20 protein-coding genes are annotated in these 25,491 nt (G+C 60.8%); 6 read left to right on the top strand and 14 right to left on the bottom strand.

Annotated features, from left to right (window positions below; genetic code table 11):
- The first annotated feature begins 193 nt into the window (after positions 1-193).
- The 3 genes from QMK54_RS14555 to QMK54_RS14545 are packed head-to-tail and all read left to right on the top strand — an operon-like array spanning position 194 to position 5,669.
- Complete coding sequence (locus QMK54_RS14555; protein ID WP_320402786.1) at positions 194-1,438, top strand: exonuclease SbcCD subunit D C-terminal domain-containing protein; 1,245 nt, start codon at positions 194-196, stop codon at positions 1,436-1,438.
- Positions 1,435-5,076 carry an AAA family ATPase gene (locus tag QMK54_RS14550; protein WP_320402785.1) on the top strand — a complete coding sequence of 1,214 codons (3,642 nt, stop codon included), beginning with the start codon at positions 1,435-1,437 and terminating at the stop codon, positions 5,074-5,076. The genes QMK54_RS14555 and QMK54_RS14550 overlap by 4 nt, the downstream gene beginning before the upstream one ends.
- Positions 5,073-5,669 (top strand): glutathione S-transferase, encoded by a 597-nt coding sequence (locus QMK54_RS14545; RefSeq protein WP_320402784.1) that lies wholly within the window; start codon positions 5,073-5,075, stop codon positions 5,667-5,669. Before QMK54_RS14550 ends, QMK54_RS14545 begins: the two co-directional genes overlap by 4 nt.
- Positions 5,670-5,782: 113 nt before the next feature.
- Here the strand turns inward: QMK54_RS14545 and QMK54_RS14540 are convergent, their stop codons facing one another.
- From QMK54_RS14540 to QMK54_RS14500, 9 genes are all read right to left on the bottom strand, one after another.
- Complete coding sequence (locus tag QMK54_RS14540) at positions 5,783-6,040, bottom strand: hypothetical protein (protein ID WP_320402783.1); 258 nt, start codon at positions 6,038-6,040, stop codon at positions 5,783-5,785.
- A complete protein-coding gene (locus QMK54_RS14535) occupies positions 6,037-6,249 on the bottom strand; it encodes a hypothetical protein (RefSeq protein ID WP_110661147.1) in 213 nt (70 codons plus the stop codon). The genes QMK54_RS14540 and QMK54_RS14535 overlap by 4 nt, the downstream gene beginning before the upstream one ends.
- Before the next feature lie 115 nt (positions 6,250-6,364).
- Entirely contained in the window at positions 6,365-6,490 is a 126-nt protein-coding gene (locus QMK54_RS14530) for a hypothetical protein (protein WP_263296299.1), read from the bottom strand.
- Positions 6,491-6,693: 203 nt separating this feature from the next.
- The gene (locus tag QMK54_RS14525) at positions 6,694-6,873 is read right to left on the bottom strand and encodes a hypothetical protein (protein WP_110661146.1); all 180 of its coding nucleotides are present in this window, start codon (positions 6,871-6,873) and stop codon (positions 6,694-6,696) included.
- Positions 6,874-7,028: 155 nt separating this feature from the next.
- Entirely contained in the window at positions 7,029-8,198 is a 1,170-nt protein-coding gene (locus QMK54_RS14520) for a lactonase family protein (RefSeq protein WP_320402782.1), read from the bottom strand.
- Positions 8,191-8,529 (bottom strand): DUF5629 family protein, encoded by a 339-nt coding sequence (locus tag QMK54_RS14515; protein ID WP_223596072.1) that lies wholly within the window; start codon positions 8,527-8,529, stop codon positions 8,191-8,193. The genes QMK54_RS14520 and QMK54_RS14515 overlap by 8 nt, the downstream gene beginning before the upstream one ends.
- 141 nt (positions 8,530-8,670) lie before the next feature.
- On the bottom strand, positions 8,671-10,251 hold the full coding sequence (locus QMK54_RS14510; protein ID WP_320402781.1) for an aldehyde dehydrogenase (NADP(+)): 1,581 nt from the start codon (positions 10,249-10,251) through the stop codon (positions 8,671-8,673).
- A gap of 10 nt (positions 10,252-10,261) precedes the next feature.
- Positions 10,262-11,254, bottom strand: coding sequence for an AraD1 family protein (gene araD1 / locus QMK54_RS14505; protein ID WP_320402780.1), 993 nt, complete (start codon positions 11,252-11,254; stop codon positions 10,262-10,264).
- 158 nt (positions 11,255-11,412) lie between these two features.
- Positions 11,413-12,735, bottom strand: coding sequence for an MFS transporter (locus tag QMK54_RS14500; RefSeq protein WP_320402779.1), 1,323 nt, complete (start codon positions 12,733-12,735; stop codon positions 11,413-11,415).
- 194 nt (positions 12,736-12,929) lie between these two features.
- Between QMK54_RS14500 and QMK54_RS14495 the strand changes: the two genes are divergently transcribed.
- Positions 12,930-14,666 carry an IlvD/Edd family dehydratase gene (locus QMK54_RS14495; protein WP_320402778.1) on the top strand — a complete coding sequence of 579 codons (1,737 nt, stop codon included), beginning with the start codon at positions 12,930-12,932 and terminating at the stop codon, positions 14,664-14,666.
- A 247-nt stretch (positions 14,667-14,913) separates the two neighbouring features.
- On the top strand, positions 14,914-15,633 hold the full coding sequence (locus QMK54_RS14490; RefSeq protein ID WP_032829613.1) for a FadR/GntR family transcriptional regulator: 720 nt from the start codon (positions 14,914-14,916) through the stop codon (positions 15,631-15,633).
- 159 nt (positions 15,634-15,792) lie between these two features.
- Here QMK54_RS14490 and QMK54_RS14485 read toward each other — a convergent pair whose 3' ends face one another.
- A complete protein-coding gene (locus QMK54_RS14485) occupies positions 15,793-18,177 on the bottom strand; it encodes an efflux RND transporter permease subunit (RefSeq protein WP_110658748.1) in 2,385 nt (794 codons plus the stop codon).
- Between the two features lie 28 nt (positions 18,178-18,205).
- The gene (locus tag QMK54_RS14480; RefSeq protein ID WP_320402777.1) at positions 18,206-19,258 is read right to left on the bottom strand and encodes a WD40/YVTN/BNR-like repeat-containing protein; all 1,053 of its coding nucleotides are present in this window, start codon (positions 19,256-19,258) and stop codon (positions 18,206-18,208) included.
- Between the two features lie 376 nt (positions 19,259-19,634).
- Between QMK54_RS14480 and QMK54_RS14475 the strand changes: the two genes are divergently transcribed.
- Positions 19,635-21,671 (top strand): hypothetical protein, encoded by a 2,037-nt coding sequence (locus QMK54_RS14475; RefSeq protein WP_223591996.1) that lies wholly within the window; start codon positions 19,635-19,637, stop codon positions 21,669-21,671.
- A 41-nt stretch (positions 21,672-21,712) separates the two neighbouring features.
- Here QMK54_RS14475 and pepN read toward each other — a convergent pair whose 3' ends face one another.
- From pepN to QMK54_RS14460, 3 genes are read right to left on the bottom strand one after another with little or no spacing between them, the layout of a single operon-like run.
- Entirely contained in the window at positions 21,713-24,370 is a 2,658-nt protein-coding gene (pepN, locus tag QMK54_RS14470; protein WP_320402776.1) for an aminopeptidase N, read from the bottom strand.
- 10 nt (positions 24,371-24,380) lie between these two features.
- Complete coding sequence (locus QMK54_RS14465; RefSeq protein WP_320402775.1) at positions 24,381-25,211, bottom strand: DUF2797 domain-containing protein; 831 nt, start codon at positions 25,209-25,211, stop codon at positions 24,381-24,383.
- Positions 25,208-25,468 (bottom strand): YeaC family protein, encoded by a 261-nt coding sequence (locus QMK54_RS14460; RefSeq protein ID WP_110658758.1) that lies wholly within the window; start codon positions 25,466-25,468, stop codon positions 25,208-25,210. Before QMK54_RS14460 ends, QMK54_RS14465 begins: the two co-directional genes overlap by 4 nt.
- Between the last annotated feature and the right edge of the window lie 23 nt (positions 25,469-25,491).

The raw sequence follows: 25,491 nt of genomic DNA, 5'->3' as shown, positions 1-25,491 counted from the left end.
GAAGCGGCCGTAAGTCCGGGCAGCTCGGTATGCCTGAAGGAATTAGGGGGCCGCTTCGCAGCCCAACGGGGGCAAGCCCCCTCGCCACAGAACAATCCATCGCGCGATCGGGCCTTTTTGCCAGTAAACTCTCCCCCCTTTCGCCGCCTTCATTTTTCCCGCGGCCATCACCTATTTTCTCGCGGAGTCCGCCTTGCGCTTGTTTCACACCTCCGACTGGCACCTTGGGCAGAACCTGCACGGCCAGGATCGCGATTTCGAACACGGCTGTTTTCTTGAGTGGCTGTTGCGCCAGCTGAAACTGGATCAACCGGACGTGCTGTTGATCGCCGGCGACATCTTCGACACGGTCAATCCGCCGGTCAAAGCGCAGGAACGCCTCTACGACTTCATCGTCAGCGCCCACGAACAGCAGCCCTTGCTGACCATCGTGATGATCGCCGGCAACCACGATTCCGGCTCGCGGATCGAACTGCCTGCGCCGTTGATGCGGCGCTTGCGCACTCATGCGCTCGGTCGTGTGTTGTGGCTGGATGACGGGCAACTGGACGCCGAGCGCCTGTTGTTACCGCTGCCCAACGCCAAGGGTAAAACGGTCGCCTGGTGCCTGGCGTTGCCGTTCCTGCGCCCTGCCGAAGTCACCGGCGCGCATCTGGGTGACAACTACCTGCGCGGCATTGGACAGGTCCACGAGTGGCTGATCGAGGCCGCCAACGCCAAGCGCAAGAAAGGCCAGGCGCTGATCGCCATCAGCCACGCGCACATGGCCGGCGGCTCGGTGTCGGAAGACTCCGAGCGCAGCCTGATCATCGGCAACGCCGAAGCCCTGCCCGCCAGCCTGTTCGGGCCGAGCATCAGCTATGTGGCCCTCGGTCATCTGCACAAGCCGCAGAAGGTCAACGGCGAGGAGCGCATTCGCTACTGCGGTTCGCCAATTCCCCTGTCGTTTTCCGAAATCAGCTATCAGCACCAGATTCTCGACATCAAGCTCGACGGCGAAACCCTGGTCAGCGTCGAGCCGAAACTGATCCCCCGCGCGGTCAACCTGCAACGCATCGGCCCGGCGCCATTGAGCGAGATCCTGCTGCAACTGGCGGACCTGCCGAACGTCGACCTGTTGGCCGACATCCAGCGTCAGCCATGGCTGGAGGTGCGGGTGCGCCTCGATGAACCGCAGCCCGACCTGCGCAATCAAGTGGAAACCGCCCTGCAAGGCAAGGCCGTGCGCCTGGTGCGCATCGCCGCCGAGTACGCCGGCAACGGCGGCCGGGACGGTGCCGACGAAGGCAGCACGCTGATCGAACTGGACCAGCTCACGCCGCAGGAACTGTTCAGCCGTGCCTGGCAGGACAACTACGGCAGCGAGGTCGACGAGCAGACCCTCAAGGACTTTGCCGAGCTGTTGCAAGACGTGCAGATGGAGAGCGAACAACCATGAAGATCCTCGCGATCCGCCTGAAAAACCTCGCCTCCCTGGCCGGGCCGTTTGAAATCGACTTCACCGCCGAACCCCTGGCCAGTGCCGGACTGTTCGCCATCACCGGCCCCACCGGCGCCGGTAAAAGCACCCTGCTCGATGCCCTGTGCCTGGCGCTGTTTGGCGCCGTACCACGCCTGAACAACACCGGCCGTGACGCCAAGGTGCCGGACGCCGATGGCGAAATCGGCACCGGCGACCCGCGCACCCTGCTGCGTCGCGGCACGGGCGAAGGCTATGCGGAGGTGGATTTCGTCGGTGTCGACGGCCGTCGTTACCGCGCCCGCTGGGAAGCCAATCGCGCCCGGGACAAGGCCGGCGGCAAGCTGCAGGCCAGCCGCCAGAGCTTGCGCGACATCGATCAGGATCAATTGCTCGCCAGCCAGAAAGGCGAGTACAAGACTCAACTCGAAGCCGCGCTGGGCCTGAATTTCGAACAGTTCACCCGTGCCGTGCTGCTGGCGCAGAGCGAGTTCAGCGCGTTCCTCAAGGCCGACGACAACGACCGCAGCGAACTGCTGGAAAAACTCACCGACACGGCGCTCTATACCCGTCTCGGTCGTCGCGCCTTCGACAAGACCAAGGAGGCTCGCGAGGCGCACAAGCTGCTGCAGGATCAGGCCAGCGGGGTGACGCCGCTGTCGCCCGAGGCCCGTGCGGAACTGGATGAGCGCTTCAGCCAGGCGCAGCAGCAGCTCAAGACCCAACAGGCGCAACTCAAGCAGCTTGAACTGCAGGACACCTGGCTCAAGGACCTGCGTCGCTTGCAGGACGAACATCTGGCCGCGACCGAGCAACTGCAATCGGCGCAGAGCCACTGGGAAGCCCTGGCCAGCGAGCGCTTGCGGCTCACCCGCCTCGAACAGCTGGCCCCGCAACGGCACCAGTTCGCCCGTAAAACCGAAGTCGATGCGCTGCTTACACCCTTGGCGGCGCACATTGCCTTGCATACGCAGCAACATGGCGAACTCGGCGAGCGCCAGACGCAGCTTGAGCAACAACTCAGTGCCGCCCGGATCGCCCTAAGCGAAACGCAACAGCGGCAAGCCGATAGCACGCCGTTGCTGCGTCAGGCCTTCGAAGCGCAAAGCACCCTCGCCCGCCTGGCCAAGGATGCCGCCCGCAGTGCCGAAGCCAAGCAACAGGCGCAACAGGCCTGCACCCAGGGCCAGAACACGATTCAGACCTTGCTCGATCAGCAGACCCGTGGCGCCGGGGACTTGCAGCGCATCGCCACCGAGCTGGAACAAAGCGCTCACCTGGCACCGTTGAGCGATGCCTGGAATGCCTACCGTGATCGCCTGCAACAGTTGATGTTGATCGGCAACCGCCTGAATCAGGGCCAGGCCGAACTGGCCAGCCTCGAACAAAACGCCACGAACGCCGAACAAACCCTCAGCGCGCAGAAGCAGCAACTGGAGGTGCTGTTCAAGGAGGCCGGCGCCGAACCGGATGCCGTCGCCGAGCAGATCGGCATCCTCGGCAGCCTGTTGCAGGACAACCGCAAGCAACTGCGTGCCATCGAAGACCTGACGCGTTTGTGGGCCAGTCAGCAGGAACTGGACCAGCGCGGCGCCGAGCTGCAACAGCGCCAGCTCACCGCGCAGCTGGAGCGTGAGCGCCTGACCCAGGACGGAGTCAAGGCCAAGGCCGATCTGAGCGTTGCCGAACAAACCCTCAACGTCACGCGCGAACTGCTGGAGCGCCAGCGTCTGGCGCGCAGTGCCAGTGTCGAAGAGCTGCGCGCGCAGTTGCAGGACGATCAGCCATGCCCGGTCTGCGGCAGCAACGAGCATCCCTATCATCAGCCGGAAGCCCTGCTGCAAAGCCTCGGGCGTTTTGATGAAAGCGAACAGGCCAATGCGCAGAAGGCCGTCGACCTGCTCAAGGAAAAACTCACCGACTTGCGCGCCGAAGTCGGCGGGCTGATCGCCCAGCAAAAGGAACTGCTGCAACAGCAGGAGCAACTGGCGACCCGTCAGCAAGCCCTCGCACCGAGCCTGGAAGCTCATCCGCTCACCGCCCAACTGCTGAATCAGGACGCCGCCAAACGCGACGCCTGGCTCAACCAGCAAAACAGCCAGCTCAACCAGAGCATCAGCCAGGACGAGCAACGGCAAAGCGCCCTGCTCACCCTGCAACAGGATGCCGCGCGCCTGACCCAGCAACTGCGTCATGCCGAAACGGCGTACCAGCAAGCGGCCCAGCACCTGAGCAACCAACAGCGCGAACTGGGCAACGACCGCCAGCGCCTGGACGAAGAGCTCAGTGCATTCGCCAATCTGCTGCCAGCCGAGACCCTGCAAGCGCTGCGCGTCGAGCCGGCCGCGACCTTCATGCAGCTCGACCGGCAGATCGCCGAGCGCCTGGCGCAGCTCGAGCAACAAAAGGAAGAACTGGCCGAGCAGCAACAGCGCCAGCAACACCTGGAGAAGGAGCAGGATCGCCAGCAAAGCCGCGTGCAGCAATTGCAGGCCGCCGAACTGCAGTTCACCGGCCTGGCCGAGCAGCAACAGGCGAGCCAGCACACGCTCGGGCAACTGCTCGGCGAACACAGCAGCGCCGAGCATTGGCAGCAGCAACTGGAACAGGCCGTGGAGCAGGCGCGCAGCACCGAAACCAGCACCGCGCAGACGCTGCAAAGCGTGCACACGCAGTCAGTGCAACTCGCCGCCGAGCTCAAGGCCCAGCAGGAACGCCTGCACGCACTGGAAGGCGAAGAACATGAGCTCGCCGGCAAGATCGGCGACTGGCGCGCCCGCCATCCCGAGCTGGATGACGGCGGCCTCGAAGACCTGCTGCGCGTCGACGACACCCAGGTCAGCGAACTGCGCCAGCGCTTGCAGCACAGCGAGAAAGCCATCGAACAGGCCAGCGTCCTGGTGCAGGAACGCGACAAGCGCTTGCTCGCTCACCAGGCACAACACAACGGCAACCTCGATGCCGAGCAGTTGGCCACGGCAGTGGTCGACCTGCAAAACCTCGCCGCCACCTGCGAGCAACACTGCGCCGAATTGCGCGCCGAACAGGCCGAGGACCAGCGCCGGCAGAACGCCAACCAGGCCCTCGCGCAGCAGATTGCCGACGCTTACAACGAGTATCAGCGCTGGGCACGCCTGAATGCCTTGATCGGCTCCGCCACCGGCGACACCTTCCGCAAGATCGCCCAGGCCTACAACCTCGACCTGCTGGTGCATCACGCCAACGTGCAATTGCGCCAACTGGTGCGCCGCTATCGCCTCAAACGCGGCGGCAGCATGCTCGGGTTGCTGGTGATGGACACCGAAATGGGCGACGAACTGCGTTCGGTGCATTCGCTGTCCGGTGGCGAGACGTTCCTGGTCTCGCTGGCGTTGGCTCTCGGCCTGGCGTCGATGGCATCGAGCACGCTGAAAATCGAGTCGCTGTTCATCGACGAAGGCTTCGGCAGCCTCGATCCGGAATCCCTGCAACTGGCCATGGACGCCCTCGACGGCTTGCAGGCCCAGGGCCGCAAGGTCGCGGTGATTTCCCACGTACAGGAAATGCATGAACGGATTCCGGTGCAGATCCAGGTCCGTCGCCAGGGCAACGGCCTGAGCACCCTGGAGGTGAAATGAACACGCTGTACTCCTTCCGCCGCTGCCCATACGCCATCCGCGCACGCATGGCCCTGCGTTATTCGGGCGTGGCCGTGGACATCGTCGAAGTCAGCCTGAAAGCCAAGCCCGCCGAGATGCTCGCGCTGTCGGGCAAAGGCACGGTGCCGGTGCTGAGCGCAGATGGCCGGGTGATCGACGAAAGCCTCGACATCATGCGCTGGGCGCTGGCACAGAATGATCCGCAGGACTGGCTGCTCAAGGATGATCCTGACGCAGCGGCGCAAATCGCCCCGCTGATCGAGCAGAACGACCAGGTGTTCAAGCTGCACTTGAATCGCTACAAGTACGCCGAGCGTTATCCCGAGCAACCGATGGAGGTTTATCGCGGCGAAGGCGAGGTGATTCTGCAAAGGCTGGAGGTGTTGCTGGAGGGACGCGACTACTTGCTGGCCGATCATCCCAGCCTGGCTGATGTGGCGTTGATGCCGTTCGTACGGCAGTTCGCCCACGTCGACCGCGACTGGTTCGCGCAGACGCCTTACCTGCGTTTGCAGGCATGGCTACAGCGGCTTTTGGAGTCGGAACTGTTCACATCGATCATGAAGAAATAACTCCCCCTGTAGGAGCCGGCTTGCTGGCGATGGAGTGTCAGTTGACGTTGTGGTGCCTGACACACCATCGCCAGCAAGCCGGCTCCTACAAGGGTCAGCGGTGTGTCGAAGATTCAGGCCAGCACCCCACACATTCCGATCGCCGAGCAATCCACCTGGAACGGTCCGAACACCACCCCTTCACTCCTGATCGGCGGGTTGCCTGCCAACAGCCCCATGGCCTTGGCGGTCTCGATATTGCGTGCAATGTTGTGGTTGGCCTCCATGGCACGGGCCACGCCGCCTATCGAGCCTTGCCCGATCCCCAGCAAGGAAAAGCCATTGGAGATGAATGCCAGGAAGGCGATGATCAAAAGCTTGCACCCTTTCATGCGCCGGCGACTCCTGCGAGTTCAGCCTGATCGACGCTCGTGTTTTGCGCACGGTGCTCAAACTGGATGCCGGGATGAGCGACCTGGATCGGTGCTTCGAAGGTGGCTTGCGACTGGGCCGAGAGGCTGACCAACAGCACCATGGCGAGGTAAAGACCGATCGCCACATAGGCGCCGTGTTTGGCAGAAGTGAGAATTGCGCTGGCCATGATGTTCTCCGCAGGCATGTTTCAATGCCCACAGAATCGATCAAAAAAGCCTGGGTAACCACTCAGGGTTATCCATAGTGACCATCAGCTTCGTTGATCATTAAGCCAGACTATTTCAGTCTTCAATAAAACTCATCAAGCGCTCGCGGGCAGCCTCCGGCTCACCTGGAACAGGGTCGGCTGCCGACAGAATGGGGGTGGAATAGAGAAACAGAAGAACCAATGCCAGACGCGTCACCATGCTGCCGATCCTTGCCGTGAGGAGGAGTCAAAAAATCAGCGTCAATTTAAGCGTATGGCAATGTGATATCAAGCGCAACATTGATGGCAAACTGATACTGTCGCAAATGCGTTATGCAGGAGCGACATCACTCTGATCGTTTTCAACACAAGTGCTGTCGATCATCAGTGACTTCGCTCCTGCATAAAGGCAGGGATAACCGCTCAGGCTTGGGTTTTGTGATCCAGTGCGGCGTAGAAGTTGGCGCTTTGTTGCAGGTATTTCTGGGTGTAGCTCTGGGTGTGGGCTTTTTTGTCGCTGATTTCAGTGTTGGCACTGGCTGGCAGCGCAACAGTGGCAGAGATGGCGGAAGCGGCGATGACAGAGAAGATGTTGAAGTTCATGGCGGTATTCCTCGATTCAGTTGGCTTGCTTGCCCGGTGGGGCCGTGAAGCAAACTTAACCCTCGAGGGTCCGTACCTTGAAATGCTTTGTAGCATTACCAAATATCAGCGTCATTGATAAAAGCAGGCAGGCCCCATGAACCGGGGCCTGCGGCTTATTGACGCAGCAAAAACCTGAGGTCGCTCGGGGCGTCCATCGCTAGTTTTTGCACGGTCTTGCCCAGCAGACCGGTCTTGGCGTCGCGTTCGACGACGACAATCTGGTTGCTCTTCTGGTTGGCGATCAACAGGAATTTACCGCTCGGATCGAGGCTGAATTCCCGCGGATGATCGCCCTCCACCGCCCGGCGTTGCAGCTCGCTGAGGTGGCCGGTCGCCGGATCGATGGCAAACACCAGCAGTTGATTGGCCGTGCCACGGTTGCTGACGTAGAGGAACTTGCCATCAGCCGAGGCATGCAACGCCGCCGCCGCCTTGTCGGAGACCGGTTGCCCGGCCGCCAGATCGACCATCTGCGTCTGCTTGAGTTGGCCGTCGTGGTAATCGAACACCGCTACTTGCGCGCTCATTTCCATGCTCAGCCAGGCGTGTTTGCCATCAGCGCTGAACAACAGGTGACGCGGCCCACTGCCGGGCGGCAGTTGCACGAATGCCGGGGTGGCCGGAGTCAACGGCAGTTCCGGGTTGGCCTTGGGGTCGAAGCGGTAGGCAAACACCTTGTCGGCGCCCAGGTCATTGGAGAACACGTATCTGCCATCCGGCGACGGAATCGTCGAATGCACATGAGCCGAAGCCTGGCGCTCGGGATTGACCCGGCTCGCCGGGTGGCTGCTCATCTGCACCACCGGTTTGAGTTTGCCATCGGCCGCCACCGGCACCACCGCAAGGGTACCGCCCGGGTCTTCGGCCACCGAGTAGTTGCTGACAAACAAATGGCTGCCATCGGCGCTGAGGCTGGAGTGGGTCGGCTCGTTACCCAGGCTTTGCAGCTGACTGATCAGGCTCAGCGCATGGGTCTTGGGATCGATCGAAAAACTGCTGACGCGCCCGACCGGATCAGCCTGGCCCGGGCCGTTTTCGTTGACCACGAACAGATGGCGCTGATCCTTCGACAAGGTCAGCCACGACGGGTTTTCGCTCTTGATCACTTGCAGGGGGCTGGCATCGATCTGCCCGGTGCCGCTGTCGAACGCCAGGCGATAGATGCCTTGGCTTTGACCGGCGGTGTAGGAGCCCACGAGCAGTTGATAGTCATCGGCGGATGCAGCCTGGACGCCCATGGCGCCGATACTGCCGGCCATCAACAGTGGCCAGAGGTTACGCATCGTCCTGGTCGTCATCTTCGTTGTCACCGCTGACGACATCGCCCAAGCACACCAAACGGTGTTCACCCGAGTCACCGGTGATCAACCAGCTTTGCAACGTAGTGTCGAAGGTCGCTGCCTGGATCTGCGCTGGTGTGAACTCCCAGTGCTTGGCCGCACGGCCATCCATGCATTCAATGTGTAGATTATCGGACTCGTCGAGGGAGAATTCGAAGGCATGCAGCCCGTCGATTTCCACCATTCCGCAGTGTTCGAGGGCATTGAGCAAGGTGTCGGTTGGGGCAGTCATGGCAATCAGTCTTTGGATGGGAAAAACGCAATGATAGCTCATAGCGCCCCATTTCCCCCGGTTGGAATGACCAACCTGTGGGAGCGGGCTTGCTCGCGAAGGCGCAGTGTCAGCCAACAGAGATGTTGAATGATGAACCGCTTTCGCGAGCAAGCCCGCTCCCACAGAGATTGAGGCCAGCCGCTAGAGTGCGTCGCGTGATGGCTGCCCATCCACCAGCCGCTGGATACGCAGCGGATTGCCGTTCTTCAGCGCCTCCGGCAGCAGACTGTCCGGGTAGTTCTGGAAGCACACCGGGCGCAGGAAACGATCGATGGCCAGTGTGCCCACCGACGTACCGCGCGCATCGGACGTTGCCGGGTAAGGTCCGCCGTGGACCATCGAATCGCAGACTTCCACGCCGGTTGGATAGCCATTGAGCAGGATCCGCCCGACCTTCTGCTCAAGCAACGCCGTCAGCCCGACAAACTGCTCGAAGTCCTCCGGCTCGCCAATGAGGGTCGCCGTCAACTGGCCATGCAGGCCGTTCAAGGCGGCGATGAGTTGCGCATGGTCGTCCACTTCAACCACCACAGTGGTTGGACCGAACACTTCTTCTTGCAGCACCTCATCACCGTCGACCAGCAGACTGGCATCGGCCTTGAACAACTGTGGCTGTGCCTGGTTTCCCTGCTGTGGATTGCCGGCCAGGTGCTTGACGCCCGGATGCGCGAGGAGTTTTTCCAAGCCTTGGCCATAGCTACTCAAGGTGCCAGCGTTGAGCATGGTTTGCGCCGGTTGATCCCCCATCAACCCGGCCACTTGCTGCACAAAGGCGCTGAATGACGCCGAGCGAATACCGATGACCAAACCGGGATTGGTGCAGAACTGCCCGCAGCCCTGAACCACCGACGCCGTCAGGTCCCGGGCGACGGTATCGGCCCGCACCTGCAATGCCTGGGGCAGGACGATCACCGGGTTGATGCTCGACATCTCGGCGAACACCGGAATCGGCTGCACCCGGGCCGCGGCCATGTCGCACAAGGCGCGTCCGCCCTTGAGCGAACCGGTGAAGCCCACGGCCTGAATCGCCGGATGCTTGACCAGCGCCGCGCCGACGCCACCGCCGTAGATCATGTTGAACACACCAGCCGGCATCGCGGTTTTCTCGGCGGCGCGAATGATCGCATCAGCCACTTGCTCGGCCGTAGCCATGTGTCCGCTGTGGGCCTTGAATACCACTGGGCAGCCAGCCGCCAATGCAGAGGCGGTGTCGCCGCCGGCGGTGGAAAACGCCAACGGAAAGTTGCTGGCGCCAAACACCGCCACAGGTCCCAGGCCGATGCGGTACTGACGCAGGTCCGGACGCGGCAACGGTTGCCGTTCCGGCAATGCCCGGTCGATCCGTGCGCCGTAGAAATCACCACGCCGCAGCACTTTGGCAAACAGGCGCATCTGCCCGCTGGTACGGCCACGCTCGCCTTGAATCCGGCCTGCGGGCAAGGCCGTTTCTCGGCAGACCACAGCGACAAAATCATCACCGAGGCCATCCAGTTCATCGGCAATGGCATCGAGAAACTGCGCCCGACGCTCCGCACTCAGACTGCGATAGACCGGATACGCGGCCGCTGCCGCGCTGGCCGCTGCGTCGACTTCCTGCGCTGTCGCCTGGAAAAAATCGTGGGGCAAGGCCTCGCCCGTCGTCGCGTCGACACTCTGCAACTTGATGCTGCCGGTGGCGCTGCGCTGGCCGCCGATGTAGTTGTGACCAAGAATCCGGATCATAGGTAATTCCTCAAAGTGTGCCGACGCTGCCGGGCTCGAAAGCGGCCGGGACCGGGGCGATGCCGTTGATCAATGGCGCGCCGAATTCGGCCTGGGTGATCTCGAACAGATCACCCGGCTGGGTACGAATGCCGTCGGCAAAGGACAGGGTCGCGGTGCCGAAGAAGTGAACGTGCACATCTCCCGGGCGCAGGAACTGGCTGTACTTGAAATGATGGAATTCGAGGTTGGCGAGGCTGTGGCACATGTTCGCCTCGCCACTGAGAAACTCGTTCTGCCACAGCACTTCGCCGTCGCGCAGGATGCGGCTGGTACCGGCCAGATGCTGCGGCAGTTCGCCGATCCGCAGTTCCGGGCCGTAGCTGCAGCTGCGCAGTTTCGAGTGGGCCAGATACAGGTAGTTCTTGCGCTCCATGACGTGGTCGGAGAACTCGTTGCCCACGGCAAAGCCCAGGCGATACGGCTTGCCGTCGTGACCGATCACGTACAGGCCAGCGATTTCCGGCTCTTCACCGGCATCTTCGGCAAACGGCGGCAGCGGGAACGGCTGGCCCGGCCTGACAACAATGCTGCCATCGCCTTTGTAGAACCATTCCGGTTGCACACCGACCTCATCCGCCGCCGGCTTGCCGCCCTCCACGCCCCATTTGAAGATGCGCATGGTGTCGGTCATCGCGGTTTCGTCGCCACTTTGCTGGTGCATCTTGTCCCGGGCCGACGCACTGCCAAGGTGGGTCAGGCCCGTGCCGCTGACCAGCATGTGCGCCGGGTCCGGATGGTCCAGCGGCGGCAGGATACGTCGTTGCTCCAGCAGTTCGGCATAGTCGTGGCTGATGCCCAGGCCAAGACCTTGCACCTGCTGCTCAAGACTTGCCCCCGCCTCGATCGCCGCCAATGCCAGATCGCGAACAGTGCGCGCGTCCTGCACTTCTCGCACCAGGCCTGCTTCGACAACGCCGACACGGCGTTCGCCGTTACTCAATTCGAACTGAACCAAACGCATGGATTTTCTCCTGTAAACAATACTTCAGAACAGCGCAGAACCAATGTGGGAGCGGGCTTGCTCGCGAAGAGGTCGTCCTACCCGACATCATCGGTGACTGACACAGTGCTTTCGCGAGCAAGCCCGCTCCCACATTTGGTCGGCGTGACACCTCAAAATCAGGTACGGGACGCACCACGTGCACTCGCCGCAAACTCATCGGCTGGCAGGACGTGTTTGCGTTCCAGCAGGTGATAGACGACGCCAGTCAGAATCAGGCCGAACACCATCACCCCGGAGAGGAAATACAAGCCGGACGCAAGATTGCCGGTGTACTCCTTCAACGCGCCGATCACGAATGGACCGAGGTAACCACCGAGGTTGCCCACCGAGTTGATCAAGGCGATCCCCGCCGCCGCACTGGCACCGGCAAAGAATCGGCCCGGCAGGGTCCAGAACACCGCCGTGCAGGAAAACAGGGCGAACGCCACCAGGCACAGCGCCGCCAGTTGCAGCACCGGCACCGACAGCCAGGCGCTGAGGAACAGGCCAATCGCGCCCAGTACATAAAGCACCGCCAAGTGGCCGTAGCGATCATTCAAGCGGTCGGAACTGCGCGGGATGATCAACAGGCCGACGATCCCGAAGATGTACGGCACCGCGGAAACGAAACCGGTCACCAAGTCACTACCGCCGAACTGCTTGATCAAGGTCGGCAGCCACAAACCCAGGCCATAGATGCTCAGGGTCACCGGCAGGTAGAACAGCGCCAGCAGCAGGACGCGCTTGTCCTTGAGGGCGTGCAGCGGATTGCCGTGACGGGTCTGGCCATACGCATCGAGATCCTTTTTCAGCTCGCCACTGAGCCAGTCCTTTTCCGCCTGATCCATCCACTTCACTTGCTGTGGGCCATCCGGCAACCAGCGCAGTACCGGCCAGGTCAGCAGGATCGCCGGGCAGCCGATGACGATGAACAGCCACTGCCAGCCATGCAGCCCCAACACACCGTCCATGCCCAGCAGGCCGCCGGACAGCGGGCCGGTGATCACCATCGCGATGGGTTGCGACAGGATGAACAGCCCGAGGATCTTGCCGCGATGGCGCACCGGGAACCATTGGGTGATGTAGTACAGAACGCCCGGGAAGAACCCGGCCTCGGCGGCGCCGAGCAAGAAACGCATCACATAGAAGCTGTTCGGTCCCTGGACGAAAGCCATGCCGATGGTGATGGCGCCCCAAGTGATCATGATCCGTGCGAACCAGCGGCGTGCGCCAAAGCGGTCGAGCATCAGGTTGCTGGGAATTTCCAGCAGGAAGTAGCCGATGAAGAACAGCCCGGCGCCAAGTCCGTAGGCGGCATCGCCGAGGCCGATGTCGGCGCCCATGTGCAATTTGGCGAAGCCCACCGCGGAGCGGTCCACATAGGCGATCAGGTACAGCAGGATCAGGAAGGGAATCAGTTTCAGCGTGATGCGACGGATAAGCCGCAGTTCCTGGCTCATGAGATCGGTCTCCGATTGTTGTTGTTATGGAACCTCGGGGGACGCCTCTCGCGAAAAACTCGCCAGGGCCATCCCTCCGTTTGAGCGGACTATATAGTAATACTATTTACTCAACAACACTTCCAAAGAGCACAATTTGCGCTTATGTTACGCTTCAGCTTGAACAATATAGTCATACAATAAGAGAATCGATCATGTCTGATAAGAAACCCACCCTGCGCTCCGCCCAATGGTTTGGCACCGCCGACAAGAACGGCTTCATGTACCGCAGCTGGATGAAGAATCAGGGCATCGCCGACCACCAGTTCCATGGCAAGCCGATCATCGGCATCTGCAACACCTGGTCGGAACTGACCCCGTGCAACGCGCATTTCCGCCAGATTGCCGAGCACGTCAAACGCGGCGTGATCGAGGCCGGCGGCTTCCCGGTGGAATTTCCGGTGTTCTCCAACGGCGAATCGAACCTGCGCCCCACCGCCATGCTCACCCGTAACCTGGCGAGCATGGACGTCGAAGAAGCCATTCGCGGCAACCCGATCGATGGCGTGGTGCTGCTGACCGGTTGTGACAAAACCACCCCGGCCTTGTTGATGGGCGCCGCCAGTTGCGACGTGCCCGCGATCGTCGTCACCGGCGGACCGATGCTCAACGGCAAGCACAAGGGCAAGGACATCGGCTCCGGCACCGTGGTCTGGCAGCTCAGCGAACAGGTCAAGGCCGGCACCATCAGCATCGATGATTTCCTCGCGGCCGAGGGCGGCATGTCCCGCTCGGCCGGCACCTGCAACACCATGGGCACCGCCTCGACCATGGCCTGCATGGCCGAAGCACTGGGCACTTCCCTGCCCCACAACGCAGCGATCCCCGCCGTGGATGCGCGTCGTTATGTGCTGGCGCACATGTCCGGCATGCGTGCCGTGGAGATGGTGCGCGAAGACTTGAAGCTGTCGAAGATCCTCACCAAGGAAGCCTTCGAGAACGCCATCCGCGTCAACGCCGCCATCGGCGGTTCGACCAACGCGGTGATCCACTTGAAAGCCATCGCCGGACGTATCGGCGTGGAGCTGGACCTCGACGATTGGACCCGCATCGGTCGCGGTATGCCGACCATCGTCGACCTGCAACCGTCGGGACGTTTCCTGATGGAAGAGTTCTATTACGCTGGCGGCTTGCCGGCGGTGCTGCGTCGCCTCGGTGAAGCCAACCTGATCCCGAACCCGAATGCCTTGACCGTTAACGGCAAGTCCATCGGCGAGAACACCAGGGAAGCGCCGATCTATGGCGAAGACGAAGTGATCCGCACCCTCGACAACCCGATCCGCGCCGACGGCGGCATCTGCGTATTGCGCGGCAACCTGGCACCACTGGGTGCGGTGCTCAAGCCTTCCGCCGCTACACCCGAATTGATGCAGCATCGCGGCCGTGCGGTGGTGTTCGAGAACTTCGACATGTACAAGGCGCGGATCAACGATCCGGAACTGGACGTGGATGCCAACTCGATCCTGGTGATGAAAAACTGCGGGCCGAAGGGTTATCCAGGCATGGCCGAAGTCGGCAACATGGGCCTGCCGGCCAAGCTGCTGGCCCAGGGCGTGACCGACATGGTGCGTATTTCCGATGCGCGCATGAGTGGCACGGCGTACGGCACCGTGGTGCTGCATGTCGCCCCCGAAGCCGCCGCCGGCGGGCCGTTGGCCGCGGTGAAGGAAGGTGACTGGATCGAACTCGATTGCGCCAGCGGCCGTCTGCACCTGGACATCCCGGATGCCGAACTGGCTGCGCGCATGGCTGACCTGCAACCGCCGCAGAACCTGATCGTCGGTGGCTATCGCCAGCTCTACATCGACCACGTGCTGCAAGCGGACCAGGGTTGCGACTTCGACTTCCTGGTCGGTTGCCGTGGCGCCGAAGTGCCGCGTCATTCCCATTGACACAACAGGTCCCTGCTGCCATACCAACACCTGTGGCGAGGGGGCTCGCCCCCGTTGGAGCGCGAAGCGCTCCCAATACGACCCACGTGTTTTGCCAGGCAGAACGCGTTGGCACGATTGCGGCTGCTGCGCAGCCGAACGGGGGCAAGCCCCCTCGCCACAGAGTGCTCATAGCTTTCGACTGATGCATCCCGCCGCGCCTGCTATCATGCGCGACACCTATTCGCACAGGATCGCGCCGTTTCCCATGGATTACCGCAAACCCTCCGACCGCAAAAGCATGCACTCGCGCATCGTCCAGGAACTGGGCATGCAGATCGTCTCGGGACGTTTCCTGCCGGACGACAAACTGCCCGCCGAAGCGCTGTTGTGCGAAGAATATGCGGTCAGCCGGCCGGTGCTGCGTGAAGCCACCCGGGTGCTGGTTGCCAAAGGCCTGGTGTACTCCCGTCCGCGTGTCGGCACCGTGGTCAAGCCGCGCAAGGACTGGCACATGCTCGATCCGGACGTGCTGCACTGGTTGATGCAGAGCAGTCCGCAGAATCAGTTTTTCGACCTGCTGACCAGCGTGCGCAGCATCATCGAACCGGCCGCTGCCGCCCTCGCCGCGCAATTCGCCACCGAGGCGGATATCGCCTCCATCGGTGAAGCCTACCAGCGCATGGAAGCCGCGCCGACGCCGGAGGCGCTGTTGCAACCGGACCTGGATTTCCACAGTCGCATCGCCGATGCCACGCACAACGACTTGCTGGCCAACCTGTGCAACATGCTCTCGGTGGCCATCGCCGAAGCCTTGAAGCATTCGAACCAGCGGCCGAACCTGCATGAACTGGCGCTACCCCGGCACAAGGCGATCCTGACCGCCATCGAAAACCGCGACGCCCTGGGTGCACGGCATGCGACGCTGGTGCAACTTGATGATGCGCGCAGTGCGCTGAATGTCGTGCTGGGCAGCGATCCCGCCTAAACGCCCCCTGTAGGAGCCGGCTTGCTGGCGATGGTGTGTCAGCCACATTGATGTTGACTGGCACACCATCGCCAGCAAGCCGGCTCCTACAAGGGGGGGTTATCTTCAGATGCAAAAAAGCCGCAACCCAAGGTTGCGGCTTTTTCATTTCAGCATGGATCAGTGGGCAAACAACGAGTTGCCTTTCTGCCCCGCCAGTTTTTCAGGCTTGATCAGGAACCGTGCCAGTGCCGGCAACAGCCACAGCGCCCCGAACATGTTCCACAACAGCATGAAGGTCAGCATCAGACCCATGTCGGCCTGGAACTTGATGGCCGAGAAGATCCAGGTGCACACGCCGATGGCCAGGCACAGACCGGTGAACAGCACCGCCTTACCGGTGGACTTCAGCGTCTGGTAGTACGCCTCTTGCAGCGGCAGGCCAGCACGCAGGAAGCTTTCCAGACGGCTGTAGATGTAGATGCCGTAGTCCACGCCAATCCCCACCCCGAGCGCCACGACCGGCAGGGTCGCGACTTTCACGCCGATGCCCATGAAGGCCATCAGGGCGTTGCCGAGCACCGAGGTCAGCACCAGTGGCAACACGATGCACAAGGTCGCCGCCCACGAACGGAAGGTGATCATGCACATGACCGCCACACAGATGTACACCAGGATCAGGATGGTCAGCTCGGACTTCTTGATCACTTCGTTGGTGGCCGCCTCGATCCCGGCGTTACCGGCAGCGAGGATGAACTCCAGGCCTTCCTTGTTGTTTTCCTTGGCGAACTCCTGCACTGCATGCACTGCGCGATCCAGGGTCTCGGCCTTGTGATCGTTGAGGAATACCAGCACCGGCGCCAGGGAACAGCTGTTGTTGTACAGACCGTCAGCACGGGCGATGGAGTTGTTCAGCACATCCGGGTTACGCGACAGGGTTTCCCATTTCAGGTTGCCCTCGTTCATGCCCTTGATCATCTGCTTGGACACGGTCACCAGGGAAATCGCCGACTGCACGCCCTCGGTGTTCTGCATCTTCCACATCAGTTCGTCGATCGGCGCCATGGCTTCGTAGCGCGAGCAGCCTTCGGACTTGGTCTTGACCATCACCACCAGCACATCGGAACTGGTCGAGTAGTTGTTGATGATGAAGTTGTTGTCCTTGTTGTAACGCGAGTCCGGACGCAGCTCCGGGGCACCCTGGTCGAGGTCGCCGATTTTCAGGTTCTGGCTGTACCACAGGCCGCCGCCAAAGGCGATCAGCGCCAGCAGAATGGAAACCGGGGCAACCTTGGCGCTGGCAAAATTTGCCAGCAGGCGCCAGAACGGATGTTCGCGCACCGCATCTTTCTTGCTGCGCTCGACCGCACGCTTGCTGATGCCGACATAGGAAATCGCCACCGGCAGCAGGATCAGGTTGGTGAACACGATCACCGCTACGCCGATGGACGCGCCGATGGCCAGTTCACGGATCACGCCGATATCGATGATCAGCAGCGTGATGAAACCCACGGCATCGGCGAGGATCGCGATCATCCCCGGCAGGAACAGTTGACGGAAAGTGCGACGCGCTGCCGTCAGGGCGTTGTCCGCTTCGCTCGATTGCAGGGCGATCCCGTTGATCTTCTGCACGCCGTGGGAAATACCGATGGCGAAGATCAGGAACGGCACCAGCATCGAATAGGGATCGAGCCCGAAGCCGAAGAAGTGCATCAACCCCAGCTGCCAGACCACTGCCACCAACGTCGTGCTCAACACGGCGACGGTACTGCGCAGGCAGTTGGTGAACCATAGCAAGAGGATCAGGGTAATGACGAAGGCGATACCGAAGAACATCACCACCATCACCAGGCCGTCGATCAGGTCACCGACTTTCTTGGCGAATCCGACGATGTGGATCTTCACGTTCGGGTTCTGTGCTTCGAACTTGGTGCGGATCTTGTCTTCAAGCTCGTGGGAGAACTTGCGATAGTCCAGCGCCAGCAACTTGCCCTGGTCCTGCGGATCCGGGTAGGACTCCAGCAACGGAATGTCGACGATGCTCGACTTGAAGTCGTTGGACACCAGGCGCCCGACCTGACCGGACTTGAGCACGTTGTTGCGCAACAAATCGAGGCTGGCCTGGGAGCCGTTGTAGCTCTGCGGAATCACCTCACCGCCGGCGAAGCCCTCTTCCGTCACTTCGGTCCAGCGAACGCTCGGGCTCCACAGCGACTTGAGGCCGGAACGGTCGACACCGGAGATGTAGAAGACTTCGTCGTTGATCTGGCGCAGGGTCTCCATGTATTCCTTGGAGAAGATGTCGCCATCGGTGGCTTCCACCGAGATCCGCACGGTGTTACCCAGGTTCGCCAGATCGTTGCGGTGCTCCATCATCTTCTGGATGAAGGGATGCTCCAGCGGGATCATTTTTTCGAAACTGGTGGACGGACGAATCAGCGTCGCCTGCCAGAACAGGAAAATACTGACCAGCAGGCAGATCGTGATCACTGCCGGGCGGTTGTTGAAGATCAGGCGCTCGAGGAACGTCGCCTTGTCCTGGTGATGAGTACTCAAGGAAGTCATAGCTCCGCCTTCTTATTATTAACCCGGCTCATTTGCCCGACTCGGTGCCGTTGGGCGAGGTGACGCGAACGCCACCCTGCCCGGCCAGAACCAGATTGCCATTGCCTGCCGCGGCCACTGCCGAGACCGAAATACGGTCCGGACGGTTGACCACCTTGAAGGTTTCGCCATTGTCGCTGCTGCGGATCACCGAGCCGCCGTTGCCGACGATCACGATGGAACCGTCGTCGAGCAGCGTGCCGCCGGACAGCCCGAACTCCAGGTCGCCACGTTCAGCCTTGAGCTCGACTTGCTCCCAGGTGCTGCCGAAGTCGGTAGATCGATAGAGGTTGCCACGCAGGCCATAGGCCAACAGCGTATTGGCCTGCGCCGTGCCGATCACACCAAACAGCGAGCCTTCGTACGGACCTTCGAGTTTTTCCCAGGTCTGGCCCCAGTCGGCGGAACGGAACATGCTGCCCTGCTCGCCAACGATGAACAGCCCGGCGTCCTTGACCGCGGCAATCGCGTTCAGGTGGTACTGGTCTTCGTTGTCCAGGCGGTCGCTGGCGTCTTCCCAATGCTTGCCACCGTCGGTGGTTTCCATCAGCGAGCCGTAAGCACCCACGGCAAAGCCGCTGTCAACGTCCTTGAACCAGACATCGAGCAGTGGCGATTCGCGTTTCAGGTCTTCGAACTGTTTGGTCCAGGTGGTGCCACCGTCCTCGCTGGCGAGGATCTGTGCGTCATGACCGACCGCCCAGCCGTGCTTGTCGTCGACGAAAAACACCGACGTCAGCAGGGCCCGGGTCGGGACCTTGGCCTGGGTCCAGGTAGCGCCCTGGTCATCGGAATACAGGATGTGCCCACGATCCCCGACCGCCACCAGGCGCTTGCCGGCGTGGACGACATCGAGCATCAGGCTTTTGGCAGCCTTGGCAGATTCAATGGAATAAACAACGTCGGATGCTGGCGCCGCCGCGGCCAGCGCAGGCGCCGACAGCATGGCAGAGCCCAACAGCGAGAGCGCTGTGGCCAGCAACGCGAATTTGCGTAATGCCGGCGGGCGGCAGATACCCACACCCATGACAGGCTCACTCATAGACCTTCCCCCATTATTATTGTTAGGTCGTTCAACCTTTCTGGGCGCCGCAAGGGTGCGTGTCTGGACCGGCTGTTTCAGAGCATAGTCCTGAAACCCGCAATCCAGAGCCCCTTCGGAAGCTGGCCTATCCTATCGGTGTTTTTTAATGTCTGACAATCGACGCCACGTTATGTTTTGTTAACCGAGGGGTGGATGCGTCCCGGGTGAATGGTCGGGTATTACAGAGGGTGATCGAGTTGTCCATGGACGGCCCATGCTCATGTTTGGCTTGTTCATGCAGCCAGGCGAATTGTAACCATGAGCGTTTTTTGTCAGAGCCCGACTTGCCGCCCTCCTATGGTGGTGCGCATCGATTACCCATGGACCACAAGAAATGATTCGATCCGCAAGCGGCGCAAGCTCCGTATCCACCACCCATCCCGCAAACGATAGCCCTCCAAAAAGCCACACACCCATTGCAAAAGCGTTGAAATCCGCTCGCCAGGGACAAGCGAATTTAGAGTCGCCCGAGCAATCGGCGAAACTGAAGCCGCAGGGGGGTGTCCGCAAGATGACAGTTGCCGCGATGAGGGAGCAAAAGCAGCAGCGCATCGCAGAGCTAAATCGTAATTACAAGAAGTTCGAGGCGGTGCAACTGATACAAACGCAAAAAAAGGTTGATAGCACGTACGCAGACATGCAGAACAAAAATAAGGACCCGTCATGCTCCGAAGAAGTACGGGCTAAGTGCAGGCAACGTTACTTCGCCGCACTGGCCACTCAAAACACAAGTCTTCTTACGCTGCTGCCCGAGACCATGGAATTGATTACCTTGGAGGGTGATTCTGGTGCTATTCGACGACAGTGCAACCTGCTGGTGACTCTCGTCAACAATGCTCGCGCGCAAATCGGCATAAGGAGCAAGGATGCCAACGCCGTTATAAGCAAGTGCCCCCCTTCCAGAACTAATGCGGAGCAGATCAGCATAGCCCTGCAAACCGAAGGGACTGTCGTACTCGATGATGTTTTGAAATTCATGGGCGAGAGTTCCAAAATCTACGAGACTATGATCAAACTCCATACTGATGTGGGGAGCTGGCTTGACCAACTTAAAAAGATGGCGCACCAGGGGGCCAATGACTTAAAAAAATTAACCAGCGACAGGCCCGATAATGCAGTGGCCGTGCTGGATTCCACGTTCAGGCAACTGGCCACTTTGCCACTCCTCAGTGCAAAGGAACCTTTCAGCGACACGTCGGAGGCACTGGGCAGCGCTATTAACTCTCTGCTGTTGGTGTCCGAGTCCCATATTGAGCTTCAAGCCTCAAAGCACTTTGAAAGCGGCGATCGTATCGCCGTGCTGGATAGCCTGGTCAAACACTACGGCAAAGCATTGCTCCAGTTCACCAGTATTGGCATCTTCCGCGCCGATGAATTGCACAAAGTTCCGTTCAACCGCCTGTGTGAAATCGTCGAGCAATTGCACGATGATGCCGAGCGCCGTCTGACTGATGAGCTGCAGAACCTAGCGGACTCTGAAAAGTCCTCCGCGAAATCGACAGTGGACCAACCTCCAACCAACCGCGCCTCTTCATCGCCCTCCCGCAAGCGAATCATCCACACTGACAAAGGCGCACTGATCGGTGACGTTCGGCCGCGAGTTGCCAATCAGGGCGGTGACATTGTCGACATCAAAAGCCCTGTAGACGACCGATCACTGGCCTCCTTTCACGAACACGAACGCAATGCCTGGGTAGAAATCGTTGAAACCAGAACACCCGCACCGAAAGCGCGAGTCACTCCCTACCTGCAACTCAAGGGCGACGCTCGAAAGGCATTGGCAAAAATCGCTGAACTGATGCAGAAATTCGAGGGCCACGCCAAAAGGACGAGCGAGCCAAAGGGAGTCGAAGAGTGCTTGCAGAACACGGCACAGGATCTGATCAACTATGCGGACCGCCTGGAAAACCATGCAAACGCACCGTCAAACTCGCAGACGGATGCCGACCTCGTCAAAGCCCTACACGTCGAGGCGCAAACAATCAGCGACAAGGCAACGCAGCTACGCATCCAAATATCCCTGGCCCAAGCCCCTACCAGCGAAGCCGTGGAGTATTTGTTGAGTAGCAAGGAAATTCAGCCGCAAAAATCCGGCGAACGCAAACAACTGAAAACCGGACGCCAAGACTTTTTGCAGGAATACGTCCTGTTGAACCGTAACAATCAGCCGGTGTGGTATGCACACTTTCATTACAAGGCATTAAATGATGCCAAGGCCGATTACACCGCCGCCAGCCTGAAAACCAAGGAGCAGCGCTTCGAAACCAATGCCACGGCACTGGCCAAGGCACAAAACCCTAACATGAAAGTCGACATCTATCGCGGCCACATCGACAAGGAACTGGCCACGAAGTTTTTCCTGCTGCCATAACCTGTTCGCCGCGCAGTGAGTGACACTGCGCGGCATCAGGATCAGGCCAGGCTTTTGCTGACCACTTCAAACACATCGCTAGACAGCTGCCCCGAAGCCCGAATCCGTTCCAACTCCCCCTTCATCAACGCCTGGCGGGCATCGTCATACTTGCGCCAGCGAGTCAGCGGCGCCAACTGGCGAGAGGCAATCTGCGGGTTGAAGCCGTTCAGCTCGATCACCAGATCAGCCAGGAAGCGATAACCGGAACCGTCAGCGGCGTGGAAGTTGATCAGGTTCTGCCCGGCGAACGCACCGACCAGTGCCCGCACCTTGTTCGGGTTCTTGATGTTGAACGCAGGGTGCTGCATCAACGCCTTGGTCCGTGCCAGGCCACCGGGCAACACGCTGCCGGCCTGGACGCTGAACCACTGATCCATGACCAGCGGGTTGTCCTTGAAGTGCTCGGCGAAGCTGGCCAGTGCCTTGGCCTTCTCGGCTTCGAACGGCGAATTGACCAACACGGCGAGCGCGGTCAGGCGCTCGGTCATGTTGTCGCACGCGTCGAACTGCTCCAGGGTTGCCGCCAGAACTTGCGGCTTGCCGCTGAGCATCAGGTACGACAGCGCGATGTTCTGCAAGGCACGACGGGCAAAGTGTTCGGCTTCGGCCACGTACGGCGTTTGCTTCGACAGCTCGCGATTGGCCTGATACCGCAGCCACAGGCCTTCGAACAACGCGTCAGCCAGTTGCTTGCGGGCAAACTCGCGGGCGGTGTGAATGGCGTCGACATCCGCCACTTCGCTGATCTCGGTCAGGTACGCCTCGCTTGGCAGCGAGAGCATTTCGGCGACCATGGCCTGGTCCAGCGACTCGTCCGACAGCACCGTGCGCAGCGCCGACACCAGACGCTGATCGAGCACCAGTGCTTCGCCTTTCTGCTGCTGGCCGATCAACTCTTGCAGCACCTGCACCGACAGTTGCTGGCCGGCATCCCAGCGGTTGAAGCCGTCGCTGTCGTGCTGCATCAGGAACATCAACTGGTCGCGGTTGTACGGAAAGCTCAATTTCACCGGTGCCGAGAAGCCACGCAACAACGACGGCAGCGGCTGTTCGGCGATGTCGACGAAGGTGAAGGTCTGCTCGGCTTCGGTCACGGAAATGACCCGCGAGGTGCCTTGCGCCGAGGCTTCACCGGACAGACGCAGGGCAATCGCCGCCCCTTTGGAATCCAGCAGGCCCAATTCGACCGGGATCACGAACGGCAGTTTTTGCACCTTGTCCGGGGTTTCCGGGCAGCTCTGGCGGAAGGTCAGGCTGTAGGTTTTCGCCGCTGAGTCGTAAGACTCGCTCACCGCCAGGCGCGGTGTACCCGCCTGGCTGTACCAGCGTTTGAACTGGGTCAGGTCAACGCCATTGGCGTCTTCCATGGCCTTGATGAAGTCATCGCAGGTCACGGCCTGGCCGTCGTGGCGTGCGAAGTACAGGTCGCTGCCTTTGCGGAAGCCTTCGGCGCCAAGCAAGGTGTGAATCATGCCGACCACTTCCGAGCCCTTTTCGTACACCGTCAGGGTGTAGAAGTTGGAAATCTCGATGAAGCTGTCCGGGCGCACGGCGTGGGCCATCGGACCTGCGTCTTCGGCGAACTGGTGGGTACGCAGGTACGCCACGTCCTGGATGCGCTTGACCGTGGCCGAGTTCATGTCCGAAGAGAAGCCGGCATCGCGGAACACGGTGAAGCCTTCCTTGAGCGACAACTGGAACCAGTCGCGGCAGGTCACGCGGTTGCCCGACCAGTTGTGGAAGTACTCGTGGGCGACGATCGCCTCGACCCGCTGGTGCGCGGCGTCAGTGGCGGTTTCCGCCTTGGCCAGCACGGCGCTGGAGTTGAAGATGTTGAGGCCCTTGTTTTCCATGGCGCCCATGTTGAAGTCATTCACGGCGACGATCATGAAGATGTCCAGGTCGTACTCGCGACCGTAGACCTCTTCGTCCCAGCGCATGGACTTCTTCAGGCTGTTCATGGCGTGCTGGCACTTGTCGATGTTTTCCGGCTCGACGTAAATGCGCAACGCCACGTTGCGCTCGCTCATGGTGGTGAAGCTGTCTTCGACGGCCCACAGGTCACCGGCCACCAGCGCAAACAGGTACGCCGGTTTCTTGAACGGGTCTTCCCAGGTCGCCCAATGCCGGCCGTCTTCACCGGGACCGGAGGCAATCGGGTTGCCGTTGGACAGCAGCACCGGATAGCTGTGCTGCTCGGCGACGACCGTGGTGGTGAACGTGCTCATCACGTCCGGGCGGTCGAGGTAATAAGTGATCTTGCGGAAGCCTTCGGCTTCGCACTGGGTGCAGAACATCGTGCCGGACTTGTACAGGCCTTCCAGCGCGGTGTTGGTTTCCGGGTGGATCCTGACGCTGGTATCGACCGTGAAGGTGGTGCTGGTCGGGTGCAGGGTCAGGTGATTTTCGGTCAGTTGGTATTGCGCATCAGAAAGCGCCTGGTCGGCCAGGGTCACCGACAGCAGTTCCAGCTGCTGGCCGTCCAGCACCAGCGGCGGCAGGCCCGGGCCGCGCTCGGGGTTGCGGCGCATCACCAGTTGCGCATGGACCAGGCTGTGGTCCTCGTACAACTCGAAGGTCAGGTGTGTTTCGTCGATCAGGTACTCGGGCGCCTGATAGTCCTTGAGGTAAATCATCTTCGGTTGTTCGGTGCGCATGCTGGAGTCCTTACTGATGCACGGCGAGCTGGTAAGCCGTGTATTTACGAATGTTGATCACGCCGGTATCGAAGATCAGGTATTGGCCCTTGACCCCCATCAGCGTGCCTTCGGCAATCGGGTTCTTGTCCAGGTTGAAGCTGACGATCTTCGCCGGGTACTGCTCGACCGGGTAGCGGACTTCCAGCGGTTCGACATCGGTCACCGCCTGGATCGCCTGCAAGCCGAAGCGTTCCTGCAACCCTTGCAAGCCTTCGGCACAGCGGTCGAACAATTGATCGCGGACCTCGGCCAGGTTCACGGCCACCGCATCGCCCTTGAGTAAAGCACGCCAGTTGGTCTTGTCGGCCACCTGGCTGCGAAACAGATCCTCGACGAAACCTGACTGTTGCCGGGTCGATACGCGCATGATCGGCAACGCCTGGCTCGCACCCTGGTCGAGCCAGCGGGTCGGCAACTGGGTGGCACGGGTAATCCCGACTTTCACCCCCGACGAATTGGCCAGGTACACCACGTGATCGGTCATGCAGAACTTCTCGCCCCACTCGGGCTCGCGGCAGGTGCCGGCGTCGAAGTGGCAGCGCTCCGGACTCATGATGCACACGTCGCACTGGGCCAGCTTGGTCATGCACGGGTAGCAGTAACCCTGGCTGAAACTGGTCTTGGTCTTGCGTCCGCAATGGATGCAGTGGATCGCACCCAGGTATTCGAGACGCACCGTGGTGCCGATCAACGGATTGACCGGGACCTCGGTTTCGCCCAGACGGAAAGCGTATTGCACGTTCGGCCCGTCAAGGCGCGCCGACATTTTGCTGATTGCACCGCGGCCAATCTCGATCAATGGATGGCATCCGACTTGAACAGGATATTAGGCACTTGAATCGACTTGGAGCTGCATTCCTGTGGGCCCATGTAGCCGGTACGCTGGTCCTCGGGCAGGTTCTGGATTTCCCAGGCGATCATCGCCTGCAGCGACAGTTCACGTTGTTCGGCGGTGAGTTTGCCACCGTCGGACCATTTGCCGATTTCCACGGCCAGTTTCAGGCTCTCGTAGATATCAGGAGTGATGTTCTGGATCATTTCGTTGAAAGAGGACATTGGGTCTCCGTTTCTTTATTGCA

The organism is Pseudomonas sp. P5_109, from assembly GCF_034009455.1.
In the GTDB taxonomy this organism is placed as follows: Bacteria; Pseudomonadota; Gammaproteobacteria; order Pseudomonadales; family Pseudomonadaceae; genus Aquipseudomonas.
This window is presented reverse-complemented; position numbering and strand designations above follow the sequence as displayed.

Excerpts from the sequence above, each read along its gene's own strand:
- QMK54_RS14530 (WP_263296299.1), bottom strand. The coding sequence starts at position 6,490 with ATGGTGACGCGTCTGGCATTGGTTCTTCTGTTTCTCTATTCCACCCCC.
- QMK54_RS14510 (WP_320402781.1), bottom strand. The coding sequence starts at position 10,251 with ATGATCCGGATTCTTGGTCACAACTACATCGGCGGCCAGCGCAGCGCC.
- QMK54_RS14500 (WP_320402779.1), bottom strand. The coding sequence starts at position 12,735 with ATGAGCCAGGAACTGCGGCTTATCCGTCGCATCACGCTGAAACTGATT.
- pepN (WP_320402776.1), bottom strand. The coding sequence starts at position 24,370 with ATGCGCACCGAACAACCGAAGATGATTTACCTCAAGGACTATCAGGCG.
- QMK54_RS14490 (WP_032829613.1), top strand. The coding sequence starts at position 14,914 with ATGGATTACCGCAAACCCTCCGACCGCAAAAGCATGCACTCGCGCATC.
- QMK54_RS14475 (WP_223591996.1), top strand. The coding sequence starts at position 19,635 with ATGATTCGATCCGCAAGCGGCGCAAGCTCCGTATCCACCACCCATCCC.
- QMK54_RS14525 (WP_110661146.1), bottom strand. The coding sequence starts at position 6,873 with ATGAACTTCAACATCTTCTCTGTCATCGCCGCTTCCGCCATCTCTGCC.
- QMK54_RS14545 (WP_320402784.1), top strand. The coding sequence starts at position 5,073 with ATGAACACGCTGTACTCCTTCCGCCGCTGCCCATACGCCATCCGCGCA.
- QMK54_RS14520 (WP_320402782.1), bottom strand. The coding sequence starts at position 8,198 with ATGCGTAACCTCTGGCCACTGTTGATGGCCGGCAGTATCGGCGCCATG.
- QMK54_RS14460 (WP_110658758.1), bottom strand. The coding sequence starts at position 25,468 with ATGTCCTCTTTCAACGAAATGATCCAGAACATCACTCCTGATATCTAC.
- QMK54_RS14495 (WP_320402778.1), top strand. The coding sequence starts at position 12,930 with ATGTCTGATAAGAAACCCACCCTGCGCTCCGCCCAATGGTTTGGCACC.
- QMK54_RS14485 (WP_110658748.1), bottom strand. The coding sequence starts at position 18,177 with ATGACTTCCTTGAGTACTCATCACCAGGACAAGGCGACGTTCCTCGAG.
- QMK54_RS14540 (WP_320402783.1), bottom strand. The coding sequence starts at position 6,040 with ATGAAAGGGTGCAAGCTTTTGATCATCGCCTTCCTGGCATTCATCTCC.
- araD1 (WP_320402780.1), bottom strand. The coding sequence starts at position 11,254 with ATGCGTTTGGTTCAGTTCGAATTGAGTAACGGCGAACGCCGTGTCGGC.
- QMK54_RS14550 (WP_320402785.1), top strand. The coding sequence starts at position 1,435 with ATGAAGATCCTCGCGATCCGCCTGAAAAACCTCGCCTCCCTGGCCGGG.
- QMK54_RS14480 (WP_320402777.1), bottom strand. The coding sequence starts at position 19,258 with ATGAGTGAGCCTGTCATGGGTGTGGGTATCTGCCGCCCGCCGGCATTA.
- QMK54_RS14515 (WP_223596072.1), bottom strand. The coding sequence starts at position 8,529 with ATGAGCTATCATTGCGTTTTTCCCATCCAAAGACTGATTGCCATGACT.
- QMK54_RS14535 (WP_110661147.1), bottom strand. The coding sequence starts at position 6,249 with ATGGCCAGCGCAATTCTCACTTCTGCCAAACACGGCGCCTATGTGGCG.